At 61.3% G+C, this 21,187-nt stretch carries 17 protein-coding genes; 10 read left to right on the top strand and 7 right to left on the bottom strand.

Going from position 1 to position 21,187, the window contains the following annotated elements:
- Position 1: 1 nt before the first annotated feature.
- From A8B82_RS06255 to A8B82_RS06215, 9 genes are all read left to right on the top strand, one after another.
- Positions 2 to 793, top strand: coding sequence for an IclR family transcriptional regulator (locus tag A8B82_RS06255; RefSeq protein ID WP_067289708.1), 792 nt, complete (start codon positions 2 to 4; stop codon positions 791 to 793).
- Between the two features lie 455 nt (positions 794 to 1,248).
- Positions 1,249 to 2,496, top strand: coding sequence for a branched-chain amino acid ABC transporter substrate-binding protein (locus A8B82_RS06250; protein ID WP_067289706.1), 1,248 nt, complete (start codon positions 1,249 to 1,251; stop codon positions 2,494 to 2,496).
- Between the two features lie 91 nt (positions 2,497 to 2,587).
- Positions 2,588 to 3,544: a branched-chain amino acid ABC transporter permease gene (locus A8B82_RS06245; protein ID WP_067289705.1), complete on the top strand. Its 957-nt coding sequence runs from the start codon at positions 2,588 to 2,590 to the stop codon at positions 3,542 to 3,544.
- Complete coding sequence (locus A8B82_RS06240; protein WP_067289703.1) at positions 3,541 to 4,836, top strand: branched-chain amino acid ABC transporter permease; 1,296 nt, start codon at positions 3,541 to 3,543, stop codon at positions 4,834 to 4,836. The genes A8B82_RS06245 and A8B82_RS06240 overlap by 4 nt, the downstream gene beginning before the upstream one ends.
- Positions 4,833 to 5,594 (top strand): ABC transporter ATP-binding protein, encoded by a 762-nt coding sequence (locus A8B82_RS06235; protein ID WP_067289701.1) that lies wholly within the window; start codon positions 4,833 to 4,835, stop codon positions 5,592 to 5,594. Before A8B82_RS06240 ends, A8B82_RS06235 begins: the two co-directional genes overlap by 4 nt.
- Entirely contained in the window at positions 5,591 to 6,295 is a 705-nt protein-coding gene (locus tag A8B82_RS06230) for an ABC transporter ATP-binding protein (RefSeq protein ID WP_082899166.1), read from the top strand. Before A8B82_RS06235 ends, A8B82_RS06230 begins: the two co-directional genes overlap by 4 nt.
- Positions 6,296 to 6,298: 3 nt before the next feature.
- Positions 6,299 to 7,504: a serine hydrolase domain-containing protein gene (locus A8B82_RS06225; RefSeq protein ID WP_067289689.1), complete on the top strand. Its 1,206-nt coding sequence runs from the start codon at positions 6,299 to 6,301 to the stop codon at positions 7,502 to 7,504.
- A complete protein-coding gene (locus A8B82_RS06220) occupies positions 7,501 to 9,456 on the top strand; it encodes an acetoacetate--CoA ligase (RefSeq protein WP_067289686.1) in 1,956 nt (651 codons plus the stop codon). Before A8B82_RS06225 ends, A8B82_RS06220 begins: the two co-directional genes overlap by 4 nt.
- A 12-nt stretch (positions 9,457 to 9,468) precedes the next feature.
- Entirely contained in the window at positions 9,469 to 10,338 is an 870-nt protein-coding gene (locus tag A8B82_RS06215) for an acyl-CoA thioesterase (RefSeq protein WP_067289684.1), read from the top strand.
- 374 nt (positions 10,339 to 10,712) lie between these two features.
- On the opposite strand, the gene A8B82_RS06210 is transcribed toward A8B82_RS06215, so the two are convergent.
- The 7 genes from A8B82_RS06210 to A8B82_RS06180 form a co-directional block, all read right to left on the bottom strand.
- Positions 10,713 to 11,081, bottom strand: coding sequence for a VOC family protein (locus tag A8B82_RS06210; protein ID WP_067289682.1), 369 nt, complete (start codon positions 11,079 to 11,081; stop codon positions 10,713 to 10,715).
- Between the two features lie 4 nt (positions 11,082 to 11,085).
- The gene (locus A8B82_RS06205; RefSeq protein ID WP_067289679.1) at positions 11,086 to 11,859 is read right to left on the bottom strand and encodes an SDR family oxidoreductase; all 774 of its coding nucleotides are present in this window, start codon (positions 11,857 to 11,859) and stop codon (positions 11,086 to 11,088) included.
- A gap of 4 nt (positions 11,860 to 11,863) precedes the next feature.
- Entirely contained in the window at positions 11,864 to 12,634 is a 771-nt protein-coding gene (locus A8B82_RS06200) for an SDR family NAD(P)-dependent oxidoreductase (protein ID WP_067289678.1), read from the bottom strand.
- A complete protein-coding gene (locus tag A8B82_RS06195) occupies positions 12,631 to 13,944 on the bottom strand; it encodes an acyl-CoA dehydrogenase family protein (protein ID WP_235604628.1) in 1,314 nt (437 codons plus the stop codon). The genes A8B82_RS06200 and A8B82_RS06195 overlap by 4 nt, the downstream gene beginning before the upstream one ends.
- An 83-nt stretch (positions 13,945 to 14,027) precedes the next feature.
- Entirely contained in the window at positions 14,028 to 14,807 is a 780-nt protein-coding gene (locus tag A8B82_RS06190) for an enoyl-CoA hydratase-related protein (protein WP_067289676.1), read from the bottom strand.
- Positions 14,804 to 16,096 (bottom strand): 3-hydroxyacyl-CoA dehydrogenase, encoded by a 1,293-nt coding sequence (locus A8B82_RS06185; RefSeq protein WP_067289675.1) that lies wholly within the window; start codon positions 16,094 to 16,096, stop codon positions 14,804 to 14,806. The genes A8B82_RS06190 and A8B82_RS06185 overlap by 4 nt, the downstream gene beginning before the upstream one ends.
- The gene (locus tag A8B82_RS06180) at positions 16,093 to 17,865 is read right to left on the bottom strand and encodes a class I adenylate-forming enzyme family protein (protein WP_235604627.1); all 1,773 of its coding nucleotides are present in this window, start codon (positions 17,863 to 17,865) and stop codon (positions 16,093 to 16,095) included. The genes A8B82_RS06185 and A8B82_RS06180 overlap by 4 nt, the downstream gene beginning before the upstream one ends.
- A gap of 444 nt (positions 17,866 to 18,309) precedes the next feature.
- On the opposite strand from A8B82_RS06180, the gene A8B82_RS06175 reads away from it, so the two are divergent.
- Positions 18,310 to 21,186 carry a monovalent cation/H+ antiporter subunit A gene (locus A8B82_RS06175; protein WP_067289673.1) on the top strand — a complete coding sequence of 959 codons (2,877 nt, stop codon included), beginning with the start codon at positions 18,310 to 18,312 and terminating at the stop codon, positions 21,184 to 21,186.
- Position 21,187 lies beyond the last annotated feature (1 nt).

Genomic DNA, 21,187 nt, shown 5'->3' with positions numbered 1-21,187 from the left:
TATGGACGAATTTGACACCGCCCTCGGCGACGGCAAAGACCGGAATTTTGTGACCGCGCTGGCCCGCGGCCTTGATATCCTGCGCTGTTTCCGCCCCAACGAAGTAACGCTGACAAATTCGGATTTTTCGGAGCGGACGGGGCTGCCCAAGGCAACGATTTCGCGGCTGACCCATACGCTCTGCGCGCTGGATTACCTTGTGGCCGACACGCGGGTCGGCACCTACCGGCTGAGCGCCGGTGTGCTTCAACTTGGTTTCAACGCCCTGAACTCCATGGACATATCTGCCCGCGCCGAAACGGAAATGCGCGCACTTCGGGACGGGCCGAACAGCTATATCACCGTGGCGCTGGGCGAACCGCACCGGCTGGACGTGATTTATGTCGCCACGCAGAATTCATTCGAAGGTGTCTCCCTGACCATGCGGGTCGGATCGCGCCTGTCACTGTTCCGGTCCGCCATCGGGCGGGCGATCCTGGTCGGCATGTCGGACGCGGAACGCGAACGCATCTTCGAGGTGGCAGCACAACACGGACCGGACCTCGAAGACGAAGGGCGGGCGAACTACAAGGCCGGCCTGAGCGAATACACCGCCAAGGGCTTCTGTTCCAGCTATGGCGATTGGCGCAGCGATGTGAACGGTATCGCTGTGCCCGTGATGGGTATGGATGGCAAACGCGTCTACGGGCTGAACGTTGGCGGACCGTCATTCGGGGTTAAGAAAAAGCAGCTTGAAACCGTCTATGCCCCCCGCCTGATCAAGGCGGCGGAGCTGATCGGCATGCGCGGCTGAGCGGCTGATTAGGCCAAAGAGAATCGCCTGAAATTAAGCGGACACTTGTTTCGCACAGCGGAATGTGCGGAAGTCAGAATATTTCGTGATACTTGAGAAGTCGTGATTTTTGATCCGATTTCTCACATTTTCGATAGAGAAATCACCCGGTTTTCGAAGGTTCAAAAAACCGGGAAAATGCTGATTTTACAGTCGTTTCGCCTCCAGTATTCCACGCCTTTCCAGTTGCCTGTTTCCGTTTATTATTCAATTTCAGCGTCTTATCGGGGGTATCGCGCTTGTGAGCAGAATCCGATCGTTGCCTGAATGTATGGCAGCGCCCCGGTTTCCGGCCAAAGTGACGCTAGGTTGGATGCCATCACGAGCCTTGACTTTGGCCTCTGGTATGCAAGGCTCAGCAGGCGACCGGAAGCGTCCAGAGCGAACGCAAAACAGGTCGCCATAGGGAGGAATATATGAAAAATATCACCAAGCTGGGCGTGGTCTCGGCCCTGTCACTTATTGTGGGCGCTTCCGCGTCCTTTGCCGAAACAATCAAGATCGCCTTTATTGACCCGCTGAGCGGACCTTTCGCAAGCACCGGTGCAAACGGGTTGCATCAGTTCGAATTCGCGTCGGACTATATGGTCAACCAGAAGGGCGGTGTGCTGGACGGCGACATGTTCGAGGTTGTCGCTTTCGACAACAAGATCAGCCCCAAGGAATCCCTGATCCAGTTGCAGGTCGCGATTGACCAGGGCATCCGCTATATCGTGCAGGGCAACAGTTCAGGTGTGGCGAACGCGCTGACCGAAGCGATTGACAAGCACAACCGCCGTAACCCAGACAGCCGTGTTCTGTTCCTGAACTACGCCGCCGTCGACCCGGCACTGACCAACGAAAAGTGCAACTTCTGGCACTTCCGTTTCGACGCCAACGCGGACATCAAGATGGATGCGCTGACCGATGTGATCGTCGCGGACGAGAACATCAAGAAGGTCTATATCATCGGTCAGGACTATTCCTTCGGCAAGGCCGTGTCTGACGCGGCGAACATGATGCTTGGGGAAAAGCGTGACGACATCGAAGTTGTCGGCGATGAGCTGCATCCCATCGGCAAGGTCAAGGATTTCACCCCATATGCGCGCAAGATCGTTGCATCCGGTGCGGATGCCGTGATTACCGGCAACTGGGGTGCCGACATGCTGGGTCTGGGCAAGGCGATCATCGACAATGGTTTCGAGGGTCCGATCTATACGTACTATGCGGCGGGTTCCGGCATGACGGCAGCCTTTGGCGAGAGCGGGAAAGACCGCATTCGCCTGATTTCCCAGGGCAGCATCAACCCGATCGGCTCAGAGGAAGCGCGCGCCACCTATGAGGCGTTCGAAGCCAAGTACCCCGATGGCAACATCGACCAGAGCCGTATCTTCAACGTGATCGGCATGCTAGCGACCGCCATCGAGGAAGCGGGCACAGCGGATGATGTCGTCGCCGTCGCCTCCAAGCTGGAAGGCATGGAGTATGACAGCATGTGGGGCGGCAAATTGTTCATGCGTCCGCAGGATCACCAGCTGATCCAGGACATGCATGTCGGCGTCCACACCGATGAAAACATCGACTTTGACTTTGACCAGTCAGGGTACGGCATCGTCAACGAGTCGACCATTGAAATGGCGTCTATGGACAGCCCGACCACCTGCGAGATGAAGCGCCCCGAATAAGGTGCCGCCGGTCTGTTCCCGGCCTTGCCGGGGACGGACCTTTTTCATCTGCCGTCATACGACCTTTGCTACACCCTAGCCGGAGGGGCCAATGGACCTCATTCTCGTCAATATCATCGACGGGCTGGTAACCGGACTGCTGCTGTTCATGCTGTCTGCCGGTCTGACCCTGATTTTCTCAATGATGGGCGTTCTGAACTTTGCCCATGCCAGCTTTTACATGCTGGGGGCCTATTTCGCCTACCAGATCAGCATCGCGCTGGGGTTCTGGATGGGCCTGCTGCTGGCGCCGCTGATTGTCGGTGTCATGGGCGCGGGGGTCGAACGATACGGGCTCAGGCGGGTCCACCAGTATGGCCATGTGCCGGAGCTGATCTTTACCTTCGGCCTTGCCCTGCTGATCGAGGAACTGGTGCAGTTCGTCTGGGGCAAGAACCAGTTGCCCTATTCGGTGCCCGACGTGCTGAATTTCACGGCCTTCTCCATCGCGGGCAATTCCATTCCTGCCTACAAGATTTTCATGATCTTCATCTCCATCGCGATCTTTATCGGGCTGCTGTACATCCTGACCCGGACCCGTGTGGGCATGATCATCCAGGCCGCGCTCAGCTATCCCCGCACGGTCGAGGCGCTGGGCCACAACGTGCCGTTGATCTTCATGGGGGTCTTTGGTGTTGGCACGGCGCTGGCCGGTGTGGCCGGTGTCATTGCGGGGCCGGTGCTGGGCACCTTCCCCGGCATGGCCTTCGTGCTGGGCTCCATCGTCTTTGTGACCATTGTGATCGGGGGGCTGGGGTCACTCTGGGGGGCGCTGGTCGCATCGCTGCTGATCGGATGGATCACCACCTTTGCCAAATCCTATAACATCGAGATGGCCGATATCCTGAACGGCATCGGCATCGGCACGCCCGAGAACCTGGACGAGAACCTGTTCCGCGACTTCTGGACAATCACAAGCCCGCAGATCGCAGATATTCTGCCCTATATCCTGATGGTGCTGATCCTCATCTTCCGGCCTTCGGGACTTTTCGGAAAGCGTCACTCATGACCGATCAAATCACCACTGACCCGACCAAACCATCGCAGCGGATGCGCGCCGGTTCCATGACACTGACCTTTGGCCCCTGGATCGTGGCGGCTGTGTTGCTGGCGGTATTGCCGTTCATCTTCACCAACAATTCGTCAATCACGATCATGAACCAGATGTGGATCACGGTGATCTTTGCGCTGGCCTACAACATGCTGCTGGGCCAGGGGGGCATGCTGTCTTTCGGCCATGCGGTTTATGCCGGTGTGGGCGGTTTCGCCTGCATGCACATCATGAATGCCTCCGACTTTTTCGCGGCGCTGCCCTTGCCGGTGCTGCCGGTCTTTGGCGGGCTCTTCGGCATGGGGCTGGCGATCATCGTTGGCAGTTTCTCGACCCGCAGCGCGGGCACGGTCTTTGCCATGATCTCGCTTGGTGTGGGCGAATTGATTGCCGCCTGTTCGGTCATCATCGTCGCCTTCTTTGGCGGCGAGGAAGGGGTGTCGGGCGACCGGACCTATGCGATGCCCTTCTTTGGCACCGAATTCCTGCAACAGATCGAGGTCTATTACCTGATTTCCGGCTGGGTGCTGATCTCGGCTGCGCTGATGTATCTGTGGTCGCGCACCCCCGTGGGGCGGATGTCGAACGCAGTGCGCGACAACCCGGAACGGGCGGAGTTTCTGGGCTATTCGGCGCGCTGGGTGCGGTTCTACAGCTTTGTCGCCTCGGGCTTCTTTGCCGGGGTTGCGGGCGGGCTTTTCGCCATCAACTATGAAATCCTGACCGAGGAAAACCTGAACACCACCTCTTCGGGTATCATCCTGCTGGTGACCTTTCTGGGCGGCGTCGGCTTCTTTTTCGGTCCGATCATCGGGGCGATCGCATTTACCCTGTTGCAGACGGTGCTCAGCCTTCAGACGGAGCTTTGGGCATTTTATGCCGGTACGCTCTTTGTCGCCACGGTGATGTTCTTTCCGGGCGGTCTGGCGGGGCTGATGATGATGCATGTGCCAGTGTTCAGACTGGGCAAGGCAAGGGTGCTGATCCGGCCCTATCTCAAGACGCTGCTGCCTGCCCTGATCGGCATACTTGGCCTGTCGGCACTGGTGGAAATGGTATTCCATGTGCGTCACGCGGCCTATGGGGACGATGAGATGACGCTGTTCTGGACCACGTTCAACAGCCACGACATCCTGCCCTGGGTCATTGCCATCGGCGTGACGGCCGTGGCCCTTGGCATCACCCGTGCCACTGCGCCTGCGCTGCGCGAAGCATGGAACGACGCAAATACAGCAGGAGGCAGCGCATGAGCACCCCGGCACTTGAACTGAGCGGCCTCAAGAAGAGTTTTGGCAAGGCCGAGATCATTCGTGGCATCGACCTGTCCATCGGCAAGTCGGAACGGCATGCGATCATCGGGCCGAACGGGGCGGGGAAATCCACGTTGTTCAACCTGATCACCGCGCGTTTCCAGCCCACTGCCGGTACGGTGAAACTGCACGGTGAGGATCTGATCGGCCTGGAACCCTTTCAGATCAATCGCAAGGGGCTGTCGCGGTCTTTCCAGATCACCAATATCTTTCCCAAGATGACGGTGTTCGAAAACGTCCGCTGCGCGTTGCTTTGGTCGCAGGGGTACAAGTACAGCTTCTGGAACCTGGTGAACCGCAGCCGTGACCTGACCGAAGGGGCAGAGGCGATCCTGGAGCAGATCAACCTGACAGAGCGGCGCAACCTGCCTGCGGGCACGCTTTCCTATGCCGAACAGCGCGCACTTGAGATCGGGATCACCATCGCCGGGGGTGCGGATGTGATCATGCTGGACGAACCCACCGCCGGGATGAGCCATTCGGAAACGGATTATATCACCGACCTGATCATGAAAGTGACCGAGGGCAAGACCCTGATCATGGTGGAACATGACATGGGCGTCGTCTTTGGCCTGGCCGACCGTATTTCGGTTCTGGTTTACGGCGAAATCATCGCGACCGGCAAACCCGAAGAGGTGCGTGGCGACCCCAAGGTGCAGGAAGCCTATCTTGGCGCGGCATTGGAGGCAGAACACTGATGATCGAAGTCACCGACATGCATGCCTATTACGGCAAGTCCCATATCCTTCAGGGTGTGTCCCTGAACGTGCAGGAGGGCGAGATCGTGGCGCTTTTGGGCCGCAACGGCGTAGGCCGGTCCACCACCTGCAAGGCCATCATGGGCGAGGTCGAACCGAAAGGTTCCGTCAAGTTCAGGGGCACGGAGATTTCGGGCAAGAAGGCCTATGAGATTGCAAATATGGGCATCGGCTATGTTCCGGAAAACCGCGATATCTTTCCCGGTCTGACCACCCGGCAGAACCTGACGCTGGGCCTCAAGCCGGGGCAAAAGGACGGGGCGGGGCGCTGGTCCATGCAGGCGATGTTCGAGATGTTCGAGAACCTTGATCGCCGCGCCGATGTCGAGGCCTCTGTGCTGTCGGGCGGCGAGCAGCAGATGCTGACCATGTGCCGCACGTTGATGGGCGACCCCGATTTCGTGATGATCGACGAACCGACCGAAGGGCTTTCGCCGCAGATGGTGCAAAAGGTTGCCGAAGTGCTCAAGGCGATTGCGGAAAAGGGCATTTCCACCCTGCTGGTGGAGCAAAAACTGTCCATTGCCATGGACATCGCCCATCGTGTCTATGTGATGGGGCACGGGCAGGTGGTGTTCGAAGGGACACCCGCCGAACTCAAGGCCCGCGAAGATGTGCGTAAGGAATGGCTAGAGGTCTGAGACATGGGCGGATTTGATGCAGGGCGTCTGGATCGCATCGCGGTCTGGATGCAAACTCACGTGGATCAGCGCCGCCTTGCCGGATGCTCGGTCCTTCTCGCCCAGGGCGGGCGAGAGGTGTACTACAACCAGGCGGGCCTGCGCGATGTGGCGGCGGACAAGCCGTGGGAGCGCGATACCGTCGCCCGCATCTATTCCATGACCAAGCCGGTCACCAGTCTGGCCCTGATGACACTTGTCGAGGAAGGGCTGTTTCACCTTGACGCGCCGGTGTCCGACTTCATCCCCGCTTTCTCTGACATGACCTGTCTCGTGCCCGGTGCCACCAACGCCGATCAGCTCGAACCCTGCGCGCCGCCGACCCTGCACCAGTTGCTGACCCATACCTCTGGCCTCAGCTATGCGTTCAATCCAGGCGTGCTGGGCGCACTGATGGCCGAACACAAGATCGAATTCCGCGCCAACCAGTCCGGGCTTGCCCCGATGTGCGATGCGCTGGCGGAACTGCCCCTGGCCTTTCAGCCGGGCAGCCGTTGGGAATATTCGGTTGGCATCGACGTGATCGGCAGAGTGATCGAAGTGGTGACCGGGCAGACATTGGAGGAGGTCTTTGCCGAGCGTATCTTTGACCCCCTCGGCATGGATGAAACCCGGTTTTCCGTGCCTGCCGCCGCGCGCGATCGTTTTGCGGCCTGCTATACGCCGATGGCCGAGGGTGGCTTTACCGTGGGCAAGATCGAAAAGGGCGGCGATACCCTGCGTCTGATCGACGGCGCGGACCGGTCGCCGTTTCTGGATGCTACCTTGTTGTCCGGCGGCGGTGGCCTTGTCGGGACCATCGACGACTACCTGAAGTTTACCGAAATGTTGCGCACCGGCGGGGCGGGGATCATCGGGCCGAAAACGCTCGACTTCATGATGCGCAACCACCTGCCTGGGGAAATCGCCTCCATGGGGCCGCAAAGCTTTGCGGAGCAGCCGATGGAAGGCATGGGGTTTGGCATCGGCGGTGCTGTATTGCTGGATCCGGGGCGCGCCCGCGCACCGGGATCGGTGGGCGATTTCAGCTGGGGTGGCATGGCCTCGACCTTTTTCTGGATCGACCCGGTGTTCGACCTTTCGGCGATCTTCTTTACCCAGCTTATCCCAAGCAGCGCATATCCTGCGCGCGCCCAGCTCAAGGCGCTGGTGCACGGGGCGCTGACATGACGGCACCAGTACTATGGGAGCCTTCGGCCGAACGCCGGGATGCCACCACGATGGCCGCGTTTGAGCGCTGGCTGGCTGATCACCGAGGCCTGACCTTCGACGATTACAACGCCATGTGGCGGTGGAGCATCGAGGACCTGGAAGGGTTCTGGTCGGCGATCTGGGATTTCTTTGAGGTGCGGGCCAGCGTCCGACCGGAAAAGTTGCTGGTCAAGCGCCAGATGCCGGGGGCCGAATGGGGCACCGGTGGGCGGCTGAACTATACCGACCAGATCATGAAACACGCGGAAGGGCGCGAAGACCTGCCTGCGCTGATCGTGCAATCCGAAACCTTTGGTCGCCGCGATATGACCTGGGGCGAGCTGCGGGCGCAGGTGGCCAGCGTTGCGGCACGGCTGCGCGGGATGGGGGTGGGCACCGGCGACCGGGTTGTCGCGATCCTGCCCAATACCGAAACGGCGCTGGTGGCCTTTCTGGCGACGGCCAGCATTGGGGCGGTCTGGTCGCTTTGTGCGCCGGACATGGGGCATGTCGCCATCCTTGACCGGTTCAAACAGATCGAACCCAAGGTGCTGATCGCGCAGGATGGTTATGTTCATGCAGGCAAGACCATCGACCGGCGCGCGATTCTGGCAGAGATCGCGGCGGGTCTGCCCAGCGTCACCCAATGCGTGACGGTGGCAGTGGTGGGCGATCTGCCGCATGGCCATGTCGCCTGGGACAGCCTGACCGGCGATGATACGCCCTATCTTTCCGAGCAGGTGGATTTCGAACATCCGCTCTGGATCGTCTATTCATCGGGCACCACGGGCAACCCGAAACCCATCGTGCATGGCCATGGGGGCATCATCCTTGAGGCGGCCAAGCAATCGCTGCACCATGACCTGACGACCAATGACAGGTTTTGCTGGCTGACCTCATCGGGCTGGATCATGTGGAATTCGCAATGGATGGCACTGGGGCAGGGCGCGACCGTCGCGATGTTCGACGGCGCGCCGAACCATCCAGACATGGGCGTCGTCTGGCGTTTTGTCGCGGCGGAGAAACTGACCTATTTCGGGGCCGGTGCCGCCTTCTACAGCGGTTGCATGAAGGCAGGTTTGACCCCGCGCGCCGATGTCGACCTGATCGCACTGCGGTCGCTTGGCTCTACCGGATCGCCCCTGTCATCGGATGCCTATGACTGGATCTACCGGGATGTGAAGGCGGATCAATGGCTTGCGCCGATCTCGGGCGGGACCGACCTTGCCGGGGCCTTTGTGCTGGGTCACCCCGGTATGGCGGTGCGCGCGGGCGAAATGCAGTGCCGCGCATTGGGCAATGCGGTGCATGCCTTTGACGCCCTTGGCAATGCCTTGGTGGACGAGGTGGGAGAGCTGGTCTGTACCGAGCCCTTGCCCGCCATGCCGCTGTATTTCTGGGGGGACGCGGACGGCAGCCGCCTGTTCGAGAGCTATTTTGCCGACTACCCCGGCGTCTGGCGGCACGGCGACTGGATTTCGATCAACGCGGAAGGGGCCAGCGTGATCTACGGGCGGTCCGATGCCACGATCAACCGCAAGGGACTGCGGTTAGGATCGGCCGAAATTTATCAGGCGGTCGAGGGGCTGGACAGCGTGATGGATTCGCTGGTGGTCGATCTAGAATTCCTGGGCCGCGAGAGCTTCATGCCGCTTTTTGTGGTGCCCGCGCCCGGCGTTGCGGTGGATGACACCCTTAAGGATCAGATCAACGCCGCCATCCGCAGCGGCGTATCGGCCCGTTTTATTCCAAACGAAATCATCGAGATAAAGGAAGTTCCGCGCACCTTGTCGGGCAAGAAGCTTGAGGTTCCGGTGAAAAAGTTATTGTTGGGGGGCAACGCTGCCACGGTTGTGAACCGCGATTCCATGGCCAACCCGGACAGCTTTGACTTCTTTATCGCCTATGCCGAGGCACGGGCCCTGACCTGAGAAAGCCGTCACATGACTGCCGTCGCTGAAGAATTGCTCGACCTGCTGGACATCGAACAGCTTGAAGTGGACCTGTTCCGGGGGGTCGGATCGGGCGGCGAGACAACGACGCGCATCTTTGGCGGGCATGTGATTGCCCAGGCGCTGATGGCGGCCTACCGCACGGTAGAGGACCGGCTGTGCCATTCCCTGCATGCCTATTTCATCCGGCCGGGCGATCCGGCCATTCCGGTGATCTACCAGGTCGACCGCGCCCGTGACGGGGGCAGTTTCACCACCCGGCGGGTGGTTGCGATCCAGCATGGCAAGCAGATCTTCAACCTGTCGGCATCGTTCCATATTGCGGAGGAGGGGTGGGAATATCAGCACCCCATGCCCGACGCGCAACCACCCGAAAACTGGCCGGACCGGCCCGCCCTGCGCGAAGCCAATGTGGCGCGTATCCCGGAGAAGTACCGCGAAGATTTCCTGCGCGAGCGCCCCATCGAGATCCGCGAGATCGAGCCGCGCGACCTGTTTGCGCCTGGTCCTGTGGATGACCGAAACCAACTGTGGTTCCGGATGGAGGCGGCCAAGGGGCAGGGGCCGCAGATGCAGCATTGCCTGTTGGCCTATGCCTCGGACATGAACCTGCTCGGCTCGTCGCTGCGGCCCCACGGGCTGACCTGGTTCCAGGGCAAGGTGATGACCGCCAGCCTGGACCACGCGATGTGGTTCCACGCGCCGATAGATTTTTCCGACTGGCATCTCTACGATCTGGATGCCCCCTGGACGGGGGGGGGACGCGGGTTCAACCGGGGGCTGATCTACAACCAGAACGGCCAGTTGGCTGCTTCGGTGACGCAGGAAGGGTTGATGCGGCCGTTGAAAGGGCGCGGGTAACGTCAGAATTGTGCGGCACAAAGCGCAATAGCTGGGCCATTGGTTCCGCGCTGAAAGAGGATTTTCCTCGTCGTCCTCCATGGCTGACGGTGCAGGATTAATGGGTCCCGACCTTAGTCAGCCGGAATCGAAATTCGCAACATTGAGACGCATGCGCGACGGAGGTTCGCGCCCGGCCCCGAGGGTGGGCGCGGTGATGCTTGGCTAGTGCTCCGGGTATGGCAAAAGATTACAACACTTTTAAACGTCAGAGTAATTCGCGCCCGCCCTGGGGGGCGGGGTCGGGCGCGAACCGGATCGCAAGCGATCCGGGGGCTAAATAATCAACGTAACGAACTTCAGATTCGGGTGACTAGCCGGCAGGACGAAAGAATTTATCCAAACACGAAGAAGCACAGCTTGTTGCCGTCCGGGTCCCGCACGTAAGCGCCATAGAACCGGTCGGGGATGCGCTGGCCTGGTGCGCCCTCGTCCGGCGCGTCCAGCGCCAGTGCGCGGGCGTGCATCGCGTCCACCTCGGCCTTGTCTTCGCAGGTGAAGGCGATCATCGTGCCGTTGCCCGGGGCAGGCGGGCCGCCGTCGTAGGGCTCGCACATGGCCAACATCGGCTGGCCGCGCCCCGACGACAGAAAGGCGATGCGCCCCTGGTCCATCACCACCTTGGCCTTGTCCTCGAAAAGGTTGCCGTAGAACGTCTTGGCGCGGGCCATGTCTGCCACGCCGATGGTTGCATATCCGATCATTCGCTTACTCCTCGAACCCGCCGAAGCGCCGGTTCAGTTTACGCATTCCCCCGATCCAGCGGTCATAGTTTTCAGTTTTCTTGCGCATGTAGCCCAGCACTTCCGGGTGCGGCAGCACAAGAAAGGTTTCGTCCCGGATTGTCTGCACACAGGCCTCGGCCACCGGGGCGGGTTCCATCATGCCGTCGATGGCCGCCACATGGTCCTCATGCCCGCGTGTCATTTCCGTGCGCACGGCCTGCGGGCAGAGCACGCTGACCTTGATCCCCTGATCGCCATAGGTCAGCGCCAGCCATTCGGCCAGTCCCACGGCGGCATGTTTGGTGACACCGTAAGGGGCCGAACCGACCTGATTGAGCAGCCCGGCGGCGGAGGAGGTGTTCAGCAGGTAGCCGCCCCCCCGTGCAGCCATCAGGGGCACCAGATGGCGTGCGGCCCAGACATGGGACATCACATTGATTTCCCAGATCCGTTGCCAGGCGTCGTCCTCGACCTCGACCCCGCCCGCCACGGAGATGCCCGCGTTTGAGCAGAACAGGTCAATGGGGCCAACCTCGGCCTCGACCTTGTCGATCATGGCGGTGATCTGATCCTTGACCGACACATCCACCATATGGGCGGTGCCGCCCACCATGGCGGCGGTCTCTTCCGCGCCTTTCAGGTCGCGGTCCACGCAGGCGATGTGTTTTGCGCCCTCTTCGGCGTAGCGGATGCACATGGCGCGTCCGATCCCGCTGGCGGCGCCGGTCACAACGATGATCTTGTCCTTCAGTTCCATGACGTCACGTCCACATGTTGGAGCCGCCGCAGACGGTCAGCGCCTGACCCGTCATGTAGCGGCTGGCATCGGAGGCGAGGAAGACGGCGAGGCCCGCGAAATCCTCCGGCTCGCCCAGGCGGCGCAGGGGGATTTCCTCCTTGATGCGTTTCTCGACCTCGGGATTGTCCCACAGCTCGCGGGCGAACTCGGTCTTTACCAGACCCGGACAGATCGCGTTGAAGCGCAGGCCCTTGGGCCCGAACTCCGCCGCCAGATTGCGGCACAGACCGATCAGCGCCAGCTTGGACATGCCGTAGGTGCCCAGCATGACCGAGGGTTTGAACGCCCCGATGGAAGAGGTGAAGGCCATCGACCCCGCCCCTTTCTCGATCATGTCGGGGGCCACCATCTGGGCCAGCCAGAGGTTGGATTTGACGTTGGCGTTCATGGTCTTGTCATAGGCGTCGTCGGGAATTTCCGATGTCTTGCCATAATAGGGGTTCACACCCGCGTTGCCGATCACCACGTCGATCTTGCCCGCCTTTTCGTGGGTCTGATCGACCAGCGCCTGCAACTGGTCCTTATGGCCCACGTTGCAGCTGATGCCGTGGGCGCGACCCTTGCCAAGGGCGGTGATGCCCTCGGCTGCCGCGTCAAGCTGGTCCTGCTTGCGGGCAGAGATCACCACGGTTGCGCCGTGCTCGGCCAGGGCCGTGGCCATCGCCAGCCCCATGCCCTTGGATGCGCCGGTGAGCAGCGCCACTTTTCCGGTCAGGTCGAAAAGTTTGCTCATCCCATGAACCCCGCGCTGCCCCGGTTTTCGGTGTGCTGCTTGGCGGCGTCCTGGCGCGCGTTGCTTTCCTTGTAGGTATTGACCTCGTGGCGCGCGATGACGTGGTGGTGCACCTCGTCGGGGCCGTCGGCATAGCGCAGGGTGCGTTGCTGCGCGTACATGCCCGACAGCGGCGACCACTGGGAGATACCGGTGGCGCCATGCACTTGCATCGCCTGATCTATGATGTCGCAGACCTGCTCGGGCACCTTGGCCTTGATCATGGACACCCAGATGCGGGCCTCCTTGTTGCCCAGAACGTCCATCGCCTTGGCCGCCTTGAGCACCAGCAGACGCATCGATTCAATCTCGATCTTGGCGCGGCTGATGGTTTCCATGTTCTTGCCCAGGTCGATGATCTTCTTGCCGAAGGCGACGCGCGACAGGCCGCGTTCGATCATCAGGTCCAGCGCTTTTTCCGCCTGTCCGATGGAACGCATGCAGTGGTGGATACGGCCCGGCCCAAGGCGGACCTGGCTGATCTCGAAACCGCGGCCTTCGCCCCAGAGCATGTTGCTTTCGGGGACGCGGACATCGGTGAACTTGATGTGCATATGGCCATGCGGTGCGTCGTCGTGGCCGAATACATGCATCGGCCCCACGATTTCGACTCCCGGGGTGTCGATGGGCACCAGAATTTGCGACTGCTGGCGGAAGGGTTCCGCATCGGGCGATGTCTTGACCATCACGATCATGATCTTGCAGCGCGGATCGCCCGCGCCGGAGATATAGTATTTCTCGCCGTTCATCACCCATTCGCCGTTTTCCAGCACGGCGGACATGGCGATGTTCTTGGCGTCGGAAGACGCGCGATCGGGTTCTGTCATCGCGAACGCCGAACGGATTTCACCGGCCAGCAGGGGCTTGAGCCACTTTTCCTTCTGCTCTTTCGTGCCGACCCGTTCCAGCACTTCCATATTGCCGGTATCGGGGGCCGAACAGTTCAGGGTCTGCGAGGCGAGGGGGTTCTTGCCCAGTTCCGCCGCGATATAGGCGTAGTCGAGGTTCGACAGGCCCTCGCCGGTTTCCGCGTTGGGCAGAAAGAAGTTCCACAGGCCCGCGTCGCGCGCCTTCTGCTTGGCCCCTTCGAGCAGTTCCAACTGGCGCGGGTGATAGGACCAGCGGTCCTTCTGCGCGTCGCCCAGCCGGTGATATTCTTCGCTGATCGGGTCCACGTTTTCGCGGATGTGTTTGATCACCGCGTTCAGCAGGGGCTTGTTGCCCTCTGACATCTCAAGGTTGTTCAATTCCGGTGGGTTCATATCGCTCATCTATTGTGCCTCCTTGGGCATTGTTCCGTTTGTGTTTTTCGGGTTCCTGAGGAAACCTGTGTCTCAGACCCCTGCGCGGGCCGTTATTTGTTGACCCAGTTGGGTTTGCGTTTCTCGACAAAGGCGTTCACGCCTTCCTTGAAATCCTCGGTCTGGGCCAGATCCATCTGAACCTCGCGAGAGTAGGCCAGGCTTTCGGGCAGGCCATCGGCCACCGCCATCGAATTCAGGATACGCTTCGTTGCCTTCACGGAGGAGGGCGAAACGCTGCACAGTTCTTCGGCCTTGGCCATGGCGCGGTCCATCAGGTCGGCTGCGGGCAGCACTTCGTTCACGCAGCCCATGCCCAAAGCCTCCTGCGCGCCGATGGTGCGGCCTGTCAGCATCAGTTCCTGTGCCGCCAGCCGTCCGATATAGCGCGACAGGCGCTGCACCCCGGAGGCGGAAGCGAAGAAGCCGACCTTGACCTCTGGCAGGGCGAACTTTGCGTTCTCGGAGGCGAGGATGATGTCGCAGGACAGCGCGGTTTCGAAGCCTCCGCCCATGGCAAAGCCATTCACTGCGGCGATCAGCGGCTTTTCCAGATCAAAGCGGGAGGACAGCCCTGCGAAACCGGTCTTGGGCAGGCCCTTCTTAATGCCGCCCTGCTGCGTCGCCTTGAGGTCGTTCCCGGCGGAGAACGCCTTGTCCCCCGCGCCGGTCAGCACGGCAACCCAGAGATCCTGATTGGCAGCGAAGGCGTCCCAGCAATCGCTCATTTCGTGGTGCATGTCCTCGTTCACCGCGTTGTAGACATCGGGGCGGTTCATGGTGACGACCAGGATATGCCCCTTGGTCTCTGTCTTGATGTATTGGTAGCTCATGTTTTCAGCCCTCCGGTGTCGATCTGCGTGAATTTGCCGCCTGTCGCCGCCAGTTTGCGCAGGGTGTCGGCGGGGGCGAAGGCGGGATCGTCCGCGCCCAGTTGTTCCATCCGGTCCAGCACCGCCTGCGCGCCGACCATGTCGCCATAGAACATCGGCCCCCCCTTGTCGGCAGGCCAGCCGTAGCCGTTCAGCCAGACCACGTCGATGTCGCTTGGGCGCTGGGCCTTGTTCTCTTCAAGGATTTTCACCGCTTCGTTGATCATCGGGTAGATGCAGATTTCGATGATCTGATCGGTGGCCATCGTGGTTTCTTCGGCACCGGTGACGTTCTTGATGATCCCGGCAGTCACCTTTGACGGGACCGGTCTGCGGTTCTCGTCATAGTCATAGAAACCCGCATTCGTCTTTTGCCCGCGCCGGTCCATTTCGCATAGCATGTCGCGGATCGGGTTTTCCGTCTTGGCCCCCTTGGACCAACCGATGTCGAGACCCGCGAGGTCGGACATCTGGAACGGTCCCATCTTGAAACCAAACTGGTTCAGTGCCGCATCAACATCCCATGGCATGATGCCCTGATAGACCAGTTTGTTGGCCTGTTTCTGGCGTGCGAACAGGATGCGGTTACCGACAAAGCCGGGGCAGACGCCGACCAGCGTGGCAATCTTGTTGATGTCGCGGGCCAAAGCCATGCAGGTGGCGACCACATCATCGGCGGTATGGTGCGCGCGCACGATTTCGAGCAGTTTCATCACGTTGGCGGGCGAAAAGAAATGCAACCCGATCACGTCCTGGGGCCGTTTCGTCATGCCCGCGATTTCGTTGATGTCGAGCGCCGAGGTATTGGTGGCCAGAATGGCACCCGGTTTCATCACGCGGTCCAGCTCGGTGAAGATCTTGCGTTTGAGTTCCATGTCCTCGAACACCGCTTCGATCACCAGGTCGCAGTCGGCAAGATCGGCAATCGACAGGCGGCCGTCAAAGCGGTCCATCCGGGCCTCGACCTCGTCCTGGGGAAAGCGTCCCTTGTCGGCGCTGCGCTGATAGTTGCCGCGCACGACCTTCAGGCCACGGTCCAGCGCCTCCTGCGTGGTTTCCACGATCTTCACCGAATAGCCCGCGGTGGCAAAGTTCATCGCGATGCCGCCGCCCATGGTGCCGGCACCGATGATGCCCACGGTTTTGACCGGGCGGTGCGCGATGCCGTCGGGCAGGCCGGGAACCTCCCATGCGGCCTTGCCGGCCGCTGCGATGTATTGGCCAATCTCTTCTTCTGTCGGATGGGTCATGCAGTCTCTTCCATTTGTTGCAAACAGGCCGTGCGCAGGGCGCGGCGGTCAATCTTGTCGGTGGCACCACGGGTCAGGGGGGTGTCCTGACACCACAGCAATGCGGGGATCTTGAACTTGGCCAGATGCCCCTCAAGCGCGGCTGCCATGCTGTCACGATCAAGGGTCGCGCCGGGGCGCAGTTGAACGACGGCACCCACGATTTCGCCCAGTCGTTCATCTGGTACGGAAAACGCGCAGGCCTCAACCACCTCCGGCAGGCGATGCAGCGCGCCTTCGACGTCGAGACAGGCGATGTTTTCGCCGCCACGAATGATGATGTTCTTCTTGCGGTCGAGGATGGTGACATAGCCGTCGGCGTCGATCATGCCCAGATCGCCGGTGCGCAGCCAGCCGTTTTGCATGGTCTGGGCGGTTGCGTCCGGCATGTTGAGATAACAGCGCATGTTGGCCGGGCTCTTGACGGTGATTTCACCCAGCGTCCCCGGCGGCACGTCCTTGCCCGCATCATCGACAAAGCGCAGCTCTTGCACCGGCGGGTGCAGCTTGCCCGCGCAGTCGGGCCGGGCTTTGTAGTCGTCGCCGATCATGCCGATCCCCAGTGCCTGAGTTTCGGTCATGCCCCAGCCGGTGGCAACGCCAGCGTTGGGAAAGGTCTCGGCGATGGCGGCGACCTGTGCGGCGGGGCGTTTGGCGCCGCCCGCGCCGATGTAGTCGAGAGAGGGCAGGGTTTCGCCCATCCTGCGGGCGGCCTCGGACAGTTCGGCGGATTGGGTCGGCACGCCGAGAAAGCGGGTGACATTGCCGTCGCGGATCAGGCGCACGGCTTCTTCCGGGTCCCAGCGGTACATCAGCGTGACCTTGGCCCCGGCGGGCATCGACAGCAGGAAAACAGGATGCGTCGCGGTGACGTGGAACAGCGGTGTGACTACCAGAACGGAGGGACGCGGCGGTTCCGGCGCGTCGGGTTCCGGCGGCGTGACCAGCGGGGCGACAACCGATTGCATCAGCCAACTGAACACCGCGTTTACCGCGCCACGATGGGTCTGGACCACCCCTTTGGGATGCCCGGTGGTGCCCGAAGAATACATCACCGCAAAATCGTCATCGGTGTCGATCTCGACCTCAGGGGGCGCGTCGCTGGCGGCGGCGTCGTACAGCGCGGCATACCCGTGATCGCCCAACCTGTCGCCGTCGCGGCAGCCGATTGTTTTCAGACCAAGCGCCTGTTTGATCGGTGTCAGCCGCTCCAGCCTTTGCTGATCGGCAAAGACGATCCGCGCGCCGCTGTCGCGCAGGGCATAGTCCAGCTCTTCGGTGGTCCACCAGGCGTTCAGGAACACAACTGTCGCCCCCAGCGAGGAGATTGCCATGATGGCGGTCAGCAGTTCGGGATAGTTGCGCATGGCAATGGCGACGCGGTCGCCCTGCCGGACGCCAAGATCGTCGCGCAGCGCATGGGCGACGCGATGCGCATGGGTGCAAAACTGGTCGAAGGTCAGGCTTTCACCCTCGTAGGCAAGATATTCGAGCGCGCCGTCGCCCTGCTTGGCACGGCTGGCGGCCATCAGGGCCGGGACGGTCGGCGGGATGTTTTTGAAAGCCTTGTAGGTAATACCGCGAATCTCGACCTCTTCCACCGCGAAGGTGGGTTCGGTGGCGACGACATGGCGCACGGCCTCTTCCGGTGTCATGGCGGTCATGTGCATGCGCGCCGGTGCTGCGCGGCTGGTCTGTGGTGTCGCATGGTCGGTCCTCCCCCAGAGCATTTGCCGCGCCGCCTCCTCCACAAGGTGGCGCGACTCTCCTGCCGGAGGCTAGACAGTAAATGCGGCGCTGCCAATCCCGCAGGACGGAACTTCGTTTCGCAAATGCGAACTTCCCTTGCGTCACATCTGTTTGTCCGGGAGTGTCTGACATCGGATGACTTTGACTTTCGCGTCATCAACTGACCCAAAATCGGAAAAATCGGTAAAGCGGCCCTTCGCACGGATTGCAGCGAAAGAGAAAAGAGAAGCCCGGTGTTCACCGCCGAAATGGAGGACCAGCCGGGCCATCGCCTTTGGCTTGATTCCGGGCTTTGGTGGTAAAGGTGGGCAACCGCTGCGATGGTTGTCACGCGTTTGCAATAAAATTTCCGGGTTCGCCTTGAGAAACCGGAAAAATTCCCTCAACAATGCAGGACTGCACAGGCTGACAGATCAGGAGTTCGCGTGTCCCTCTTTCTAATCGTTGCCTTGCCCTTTCTGGGTGCTTTGTTGCCCGGATTGATGAACTCGGCGGGGCGCTCTGCCTGTGCCGGCGTGACATTCACCGTAACCCTCGCCGCGCTGGTCGGCCTATTGACCAATCTGCCCGCCGTGCTGGCGGGTGACGTGGTCACGGCGGGGGTCGACTGGCTGCCCATGCTGGGCATGAATTTCAACCTGATGCTGGATGGTTTGGGCTTCTTCTTTGCCGCGCTGATCCTGGGGATCGGGCTGTTGATCATCACCTACGGGCGGTTCTACCTGTCGCGTGACGACAACATGGGCGAGTTTTTCACCTATCTGCTGCTGTTCCAGGGCGCGATGGTGGGCATTGTGATGTCCGACAACATCCTGCTTTTGCTGGTGTTCTGGGAGCTGACCTCGCTGTCGTCCTTCCTGTTGATCGGCTATTGGAAACACCTGCCCGAGGGCCGCGCAGGCGCACGGATGGCGCTGACCGTGACCGGCATGGGCGGGCTGGCGATGATCGGGGGGATGCTGATTCTGGGTCAGATCGTGGGCAGCTATGACCTGAGCGTCATTCTGCAAAATCGCGAGATGATTCAGGCCAGCCCACTGTACCTGCCCGCGTTGATCCTGATCCTGCTGGGTTGTTTCACCAAGTCTGCGCAGTTCCCGTTCCATTTCTGGCTGCCGCACGCCATGGCGGCCCCGACGCCGGTCAGCGCCTATCTGCATTCGGCCACAATGGTGAAGGCGGGGATCTTCCTGATGGCCCGCATGTGGCCAGTGCTGTCGGGCACGCCGGAATGGTTCATGATCGTGACCACGGCGGGTCTGATCACCATGGTGCTGGGCGCGGTGATTGCGCTGTTCAAACATGACCTCAAGGCACTGCTGGCCTTTTCGACGGTCAGCCACCTTGGACTGATCACCATGCTGCTTGGCACCGGCACCGCCTTTGGCGCGATGGCGGCGGTGTTTCACATTCTCAACCATGCGACCTTCAAGGCGGCGCTCTTCATGTCTGCCGGGATCATCGACCACGAGGCGCATACGCGTGACATCCGCAGGCTGGGCGGATTGCGCCACCTGATGCCGATCACCTTTGTGATGGCCACGCTGGCCGCGCTGTCGATGGCCGGTATCCCCTATCTGAACGGGTTCCTCAGCAAGGAAATGATGTTGGAAGAGGCCACGCATACCGTTCTGTTCAACACTGCCTGGCTGGTGCCCGCGCTGGCCGTGGTGGGCTCGCTGTTTTCTGCCGCCTATTGCTTCCGCCTGATCTCGCATACCTTTCTGGGGCCAAAGCGCGATGATTACCCCGCGCATCCGCACGATCCGCCCTTTGGCATGTGGGGCCCGCCTGCGTTGCTGGTGGTGCTGGTGGTGCTGATCGGTTGCCTTCCGTTCCTGGCCGAGCCGCTGGTGCGCATGGTCACGGCGGCGGTGCTGGGCGGCGCGGCGGAGATGCCGCATGCGCACCTCAAGATCTGGCACGGGCTGACGCCCGCGCTTTACATGTCGATTGCGGCTGTGGGCGGCGGGTTGCTGGTTCTGATGTTCTTCCGCCCGCTGCTGCGGGTCTGGGACGCAGCGCCGCGTCCCGAAGCCAAGGTGATCTTCGAAGCTGTTATCGCCGCGGCTGTGGCCGTGGCGCGCTGGGTGATCCATGGCCTGCACAACGGTGCTTTCACCCGCTATGCCGCGATCATGGTCGTGACGGTGGTGGCGCTGGGTTATCATGGCTGGCGCACCGGGATGGTGGGGCCTGCCACACGAACCATGCAGGCCGCCGGAGCAATCGAGATCGCCGGCTGGGCGATGCTGGTGGCGGCGACGCTGGGGCTGGTGTTCCTGCACCGCAACCGCCTGTTGTCGCTGATCCTGATCGCCATCGTCGGGCTGATGGTCTCGGTCGGTTTTGTGGTCTTCAGCGCGCCGGACCTGGCGATGACCCAGCTCACCGTCGAGGTGGTGACGATCATCCTGTTGCTGCTGGCGCTCAACTTCCTGCCCAACCGAACCCCCATCGAAAGCACCGTGCTGCGCCGGATGCGCGATGTGGTGGTGGCCCTGGGGGGCGGTGTCACGGCGGCACTGATGTCCTGGCATTTCCTGCTGCGCGATACCGTGGCCCCGTCGATTTCGGAATTCCATCTGGCCAATTCCTACAAGGGCGGGGGCGGCACCAATGTGGTGAACGTGATCCTGGTGGACTTCCGGGGGTTTGATACCTTTGGCGAGATCATCGTGCTGGGGATTGCGGCGCTGCTGATCTATGCCCTGACGGAGACATTGCTGGACGGTCCGGTGCGGGCGCGTCTGCTGAACCGCAAACCGGACCAGCCGCGCGCGGGCGACATGCATCCGATGATGATGGTGGTGCTGACGCGGGTGATCATGCCGGTGGTGCTGATGGTGGGCTTCTACATCTTCCTGCGCGGACACAACGAACCAGGCGGCGGCTTTATCGCCGGGCTGATCGTCTCCGTCGGTGTCGTGATGCAATATATGGCCAGCGGTTTCAGTTGGGCCACCGCGCGCCAGCGCTATCCCTATCACGGGATCATCGGGGCGGGCGTGCTGGTGGCCGGGCTGACTGGCATCGGGTCGTGGTTTGTGGGCAAGCCCTTCCTGACCTCGGACCATACCTATGTGCGCATCCCGCCGTTCCACGAGGTCGAGCTGGCCACGGCGGCGCTGTTCGACCTGGGCGTCTTTCTTGCCGTGGTGGGGGCGGTGATGCTGTCGCTTGAGAGCTTCTCGCGGTTGGCGCGGCGCGCCCATGTGCCGGATACGGAACATGCGATGGACATCGACCCGTCGCGCGATCCGGCCGATCCCGTCAATCCCAAGCTGGAAGGGGGGCTGTAAC

This window comes from Sulfitobacter sp. EhC04 (assembly GCF_001650875.1).
Classification (GTDB): Bacteria; Pseudomonadota; Alphaproteobacteria; order Rhodobacterales; family Rhodobacteraceae; genus Sulfitobacter.
Note: the sequence above shows the minus strand (reverse complement) of the source record. Positions and strands in the feature narration are given on the sequence as shown.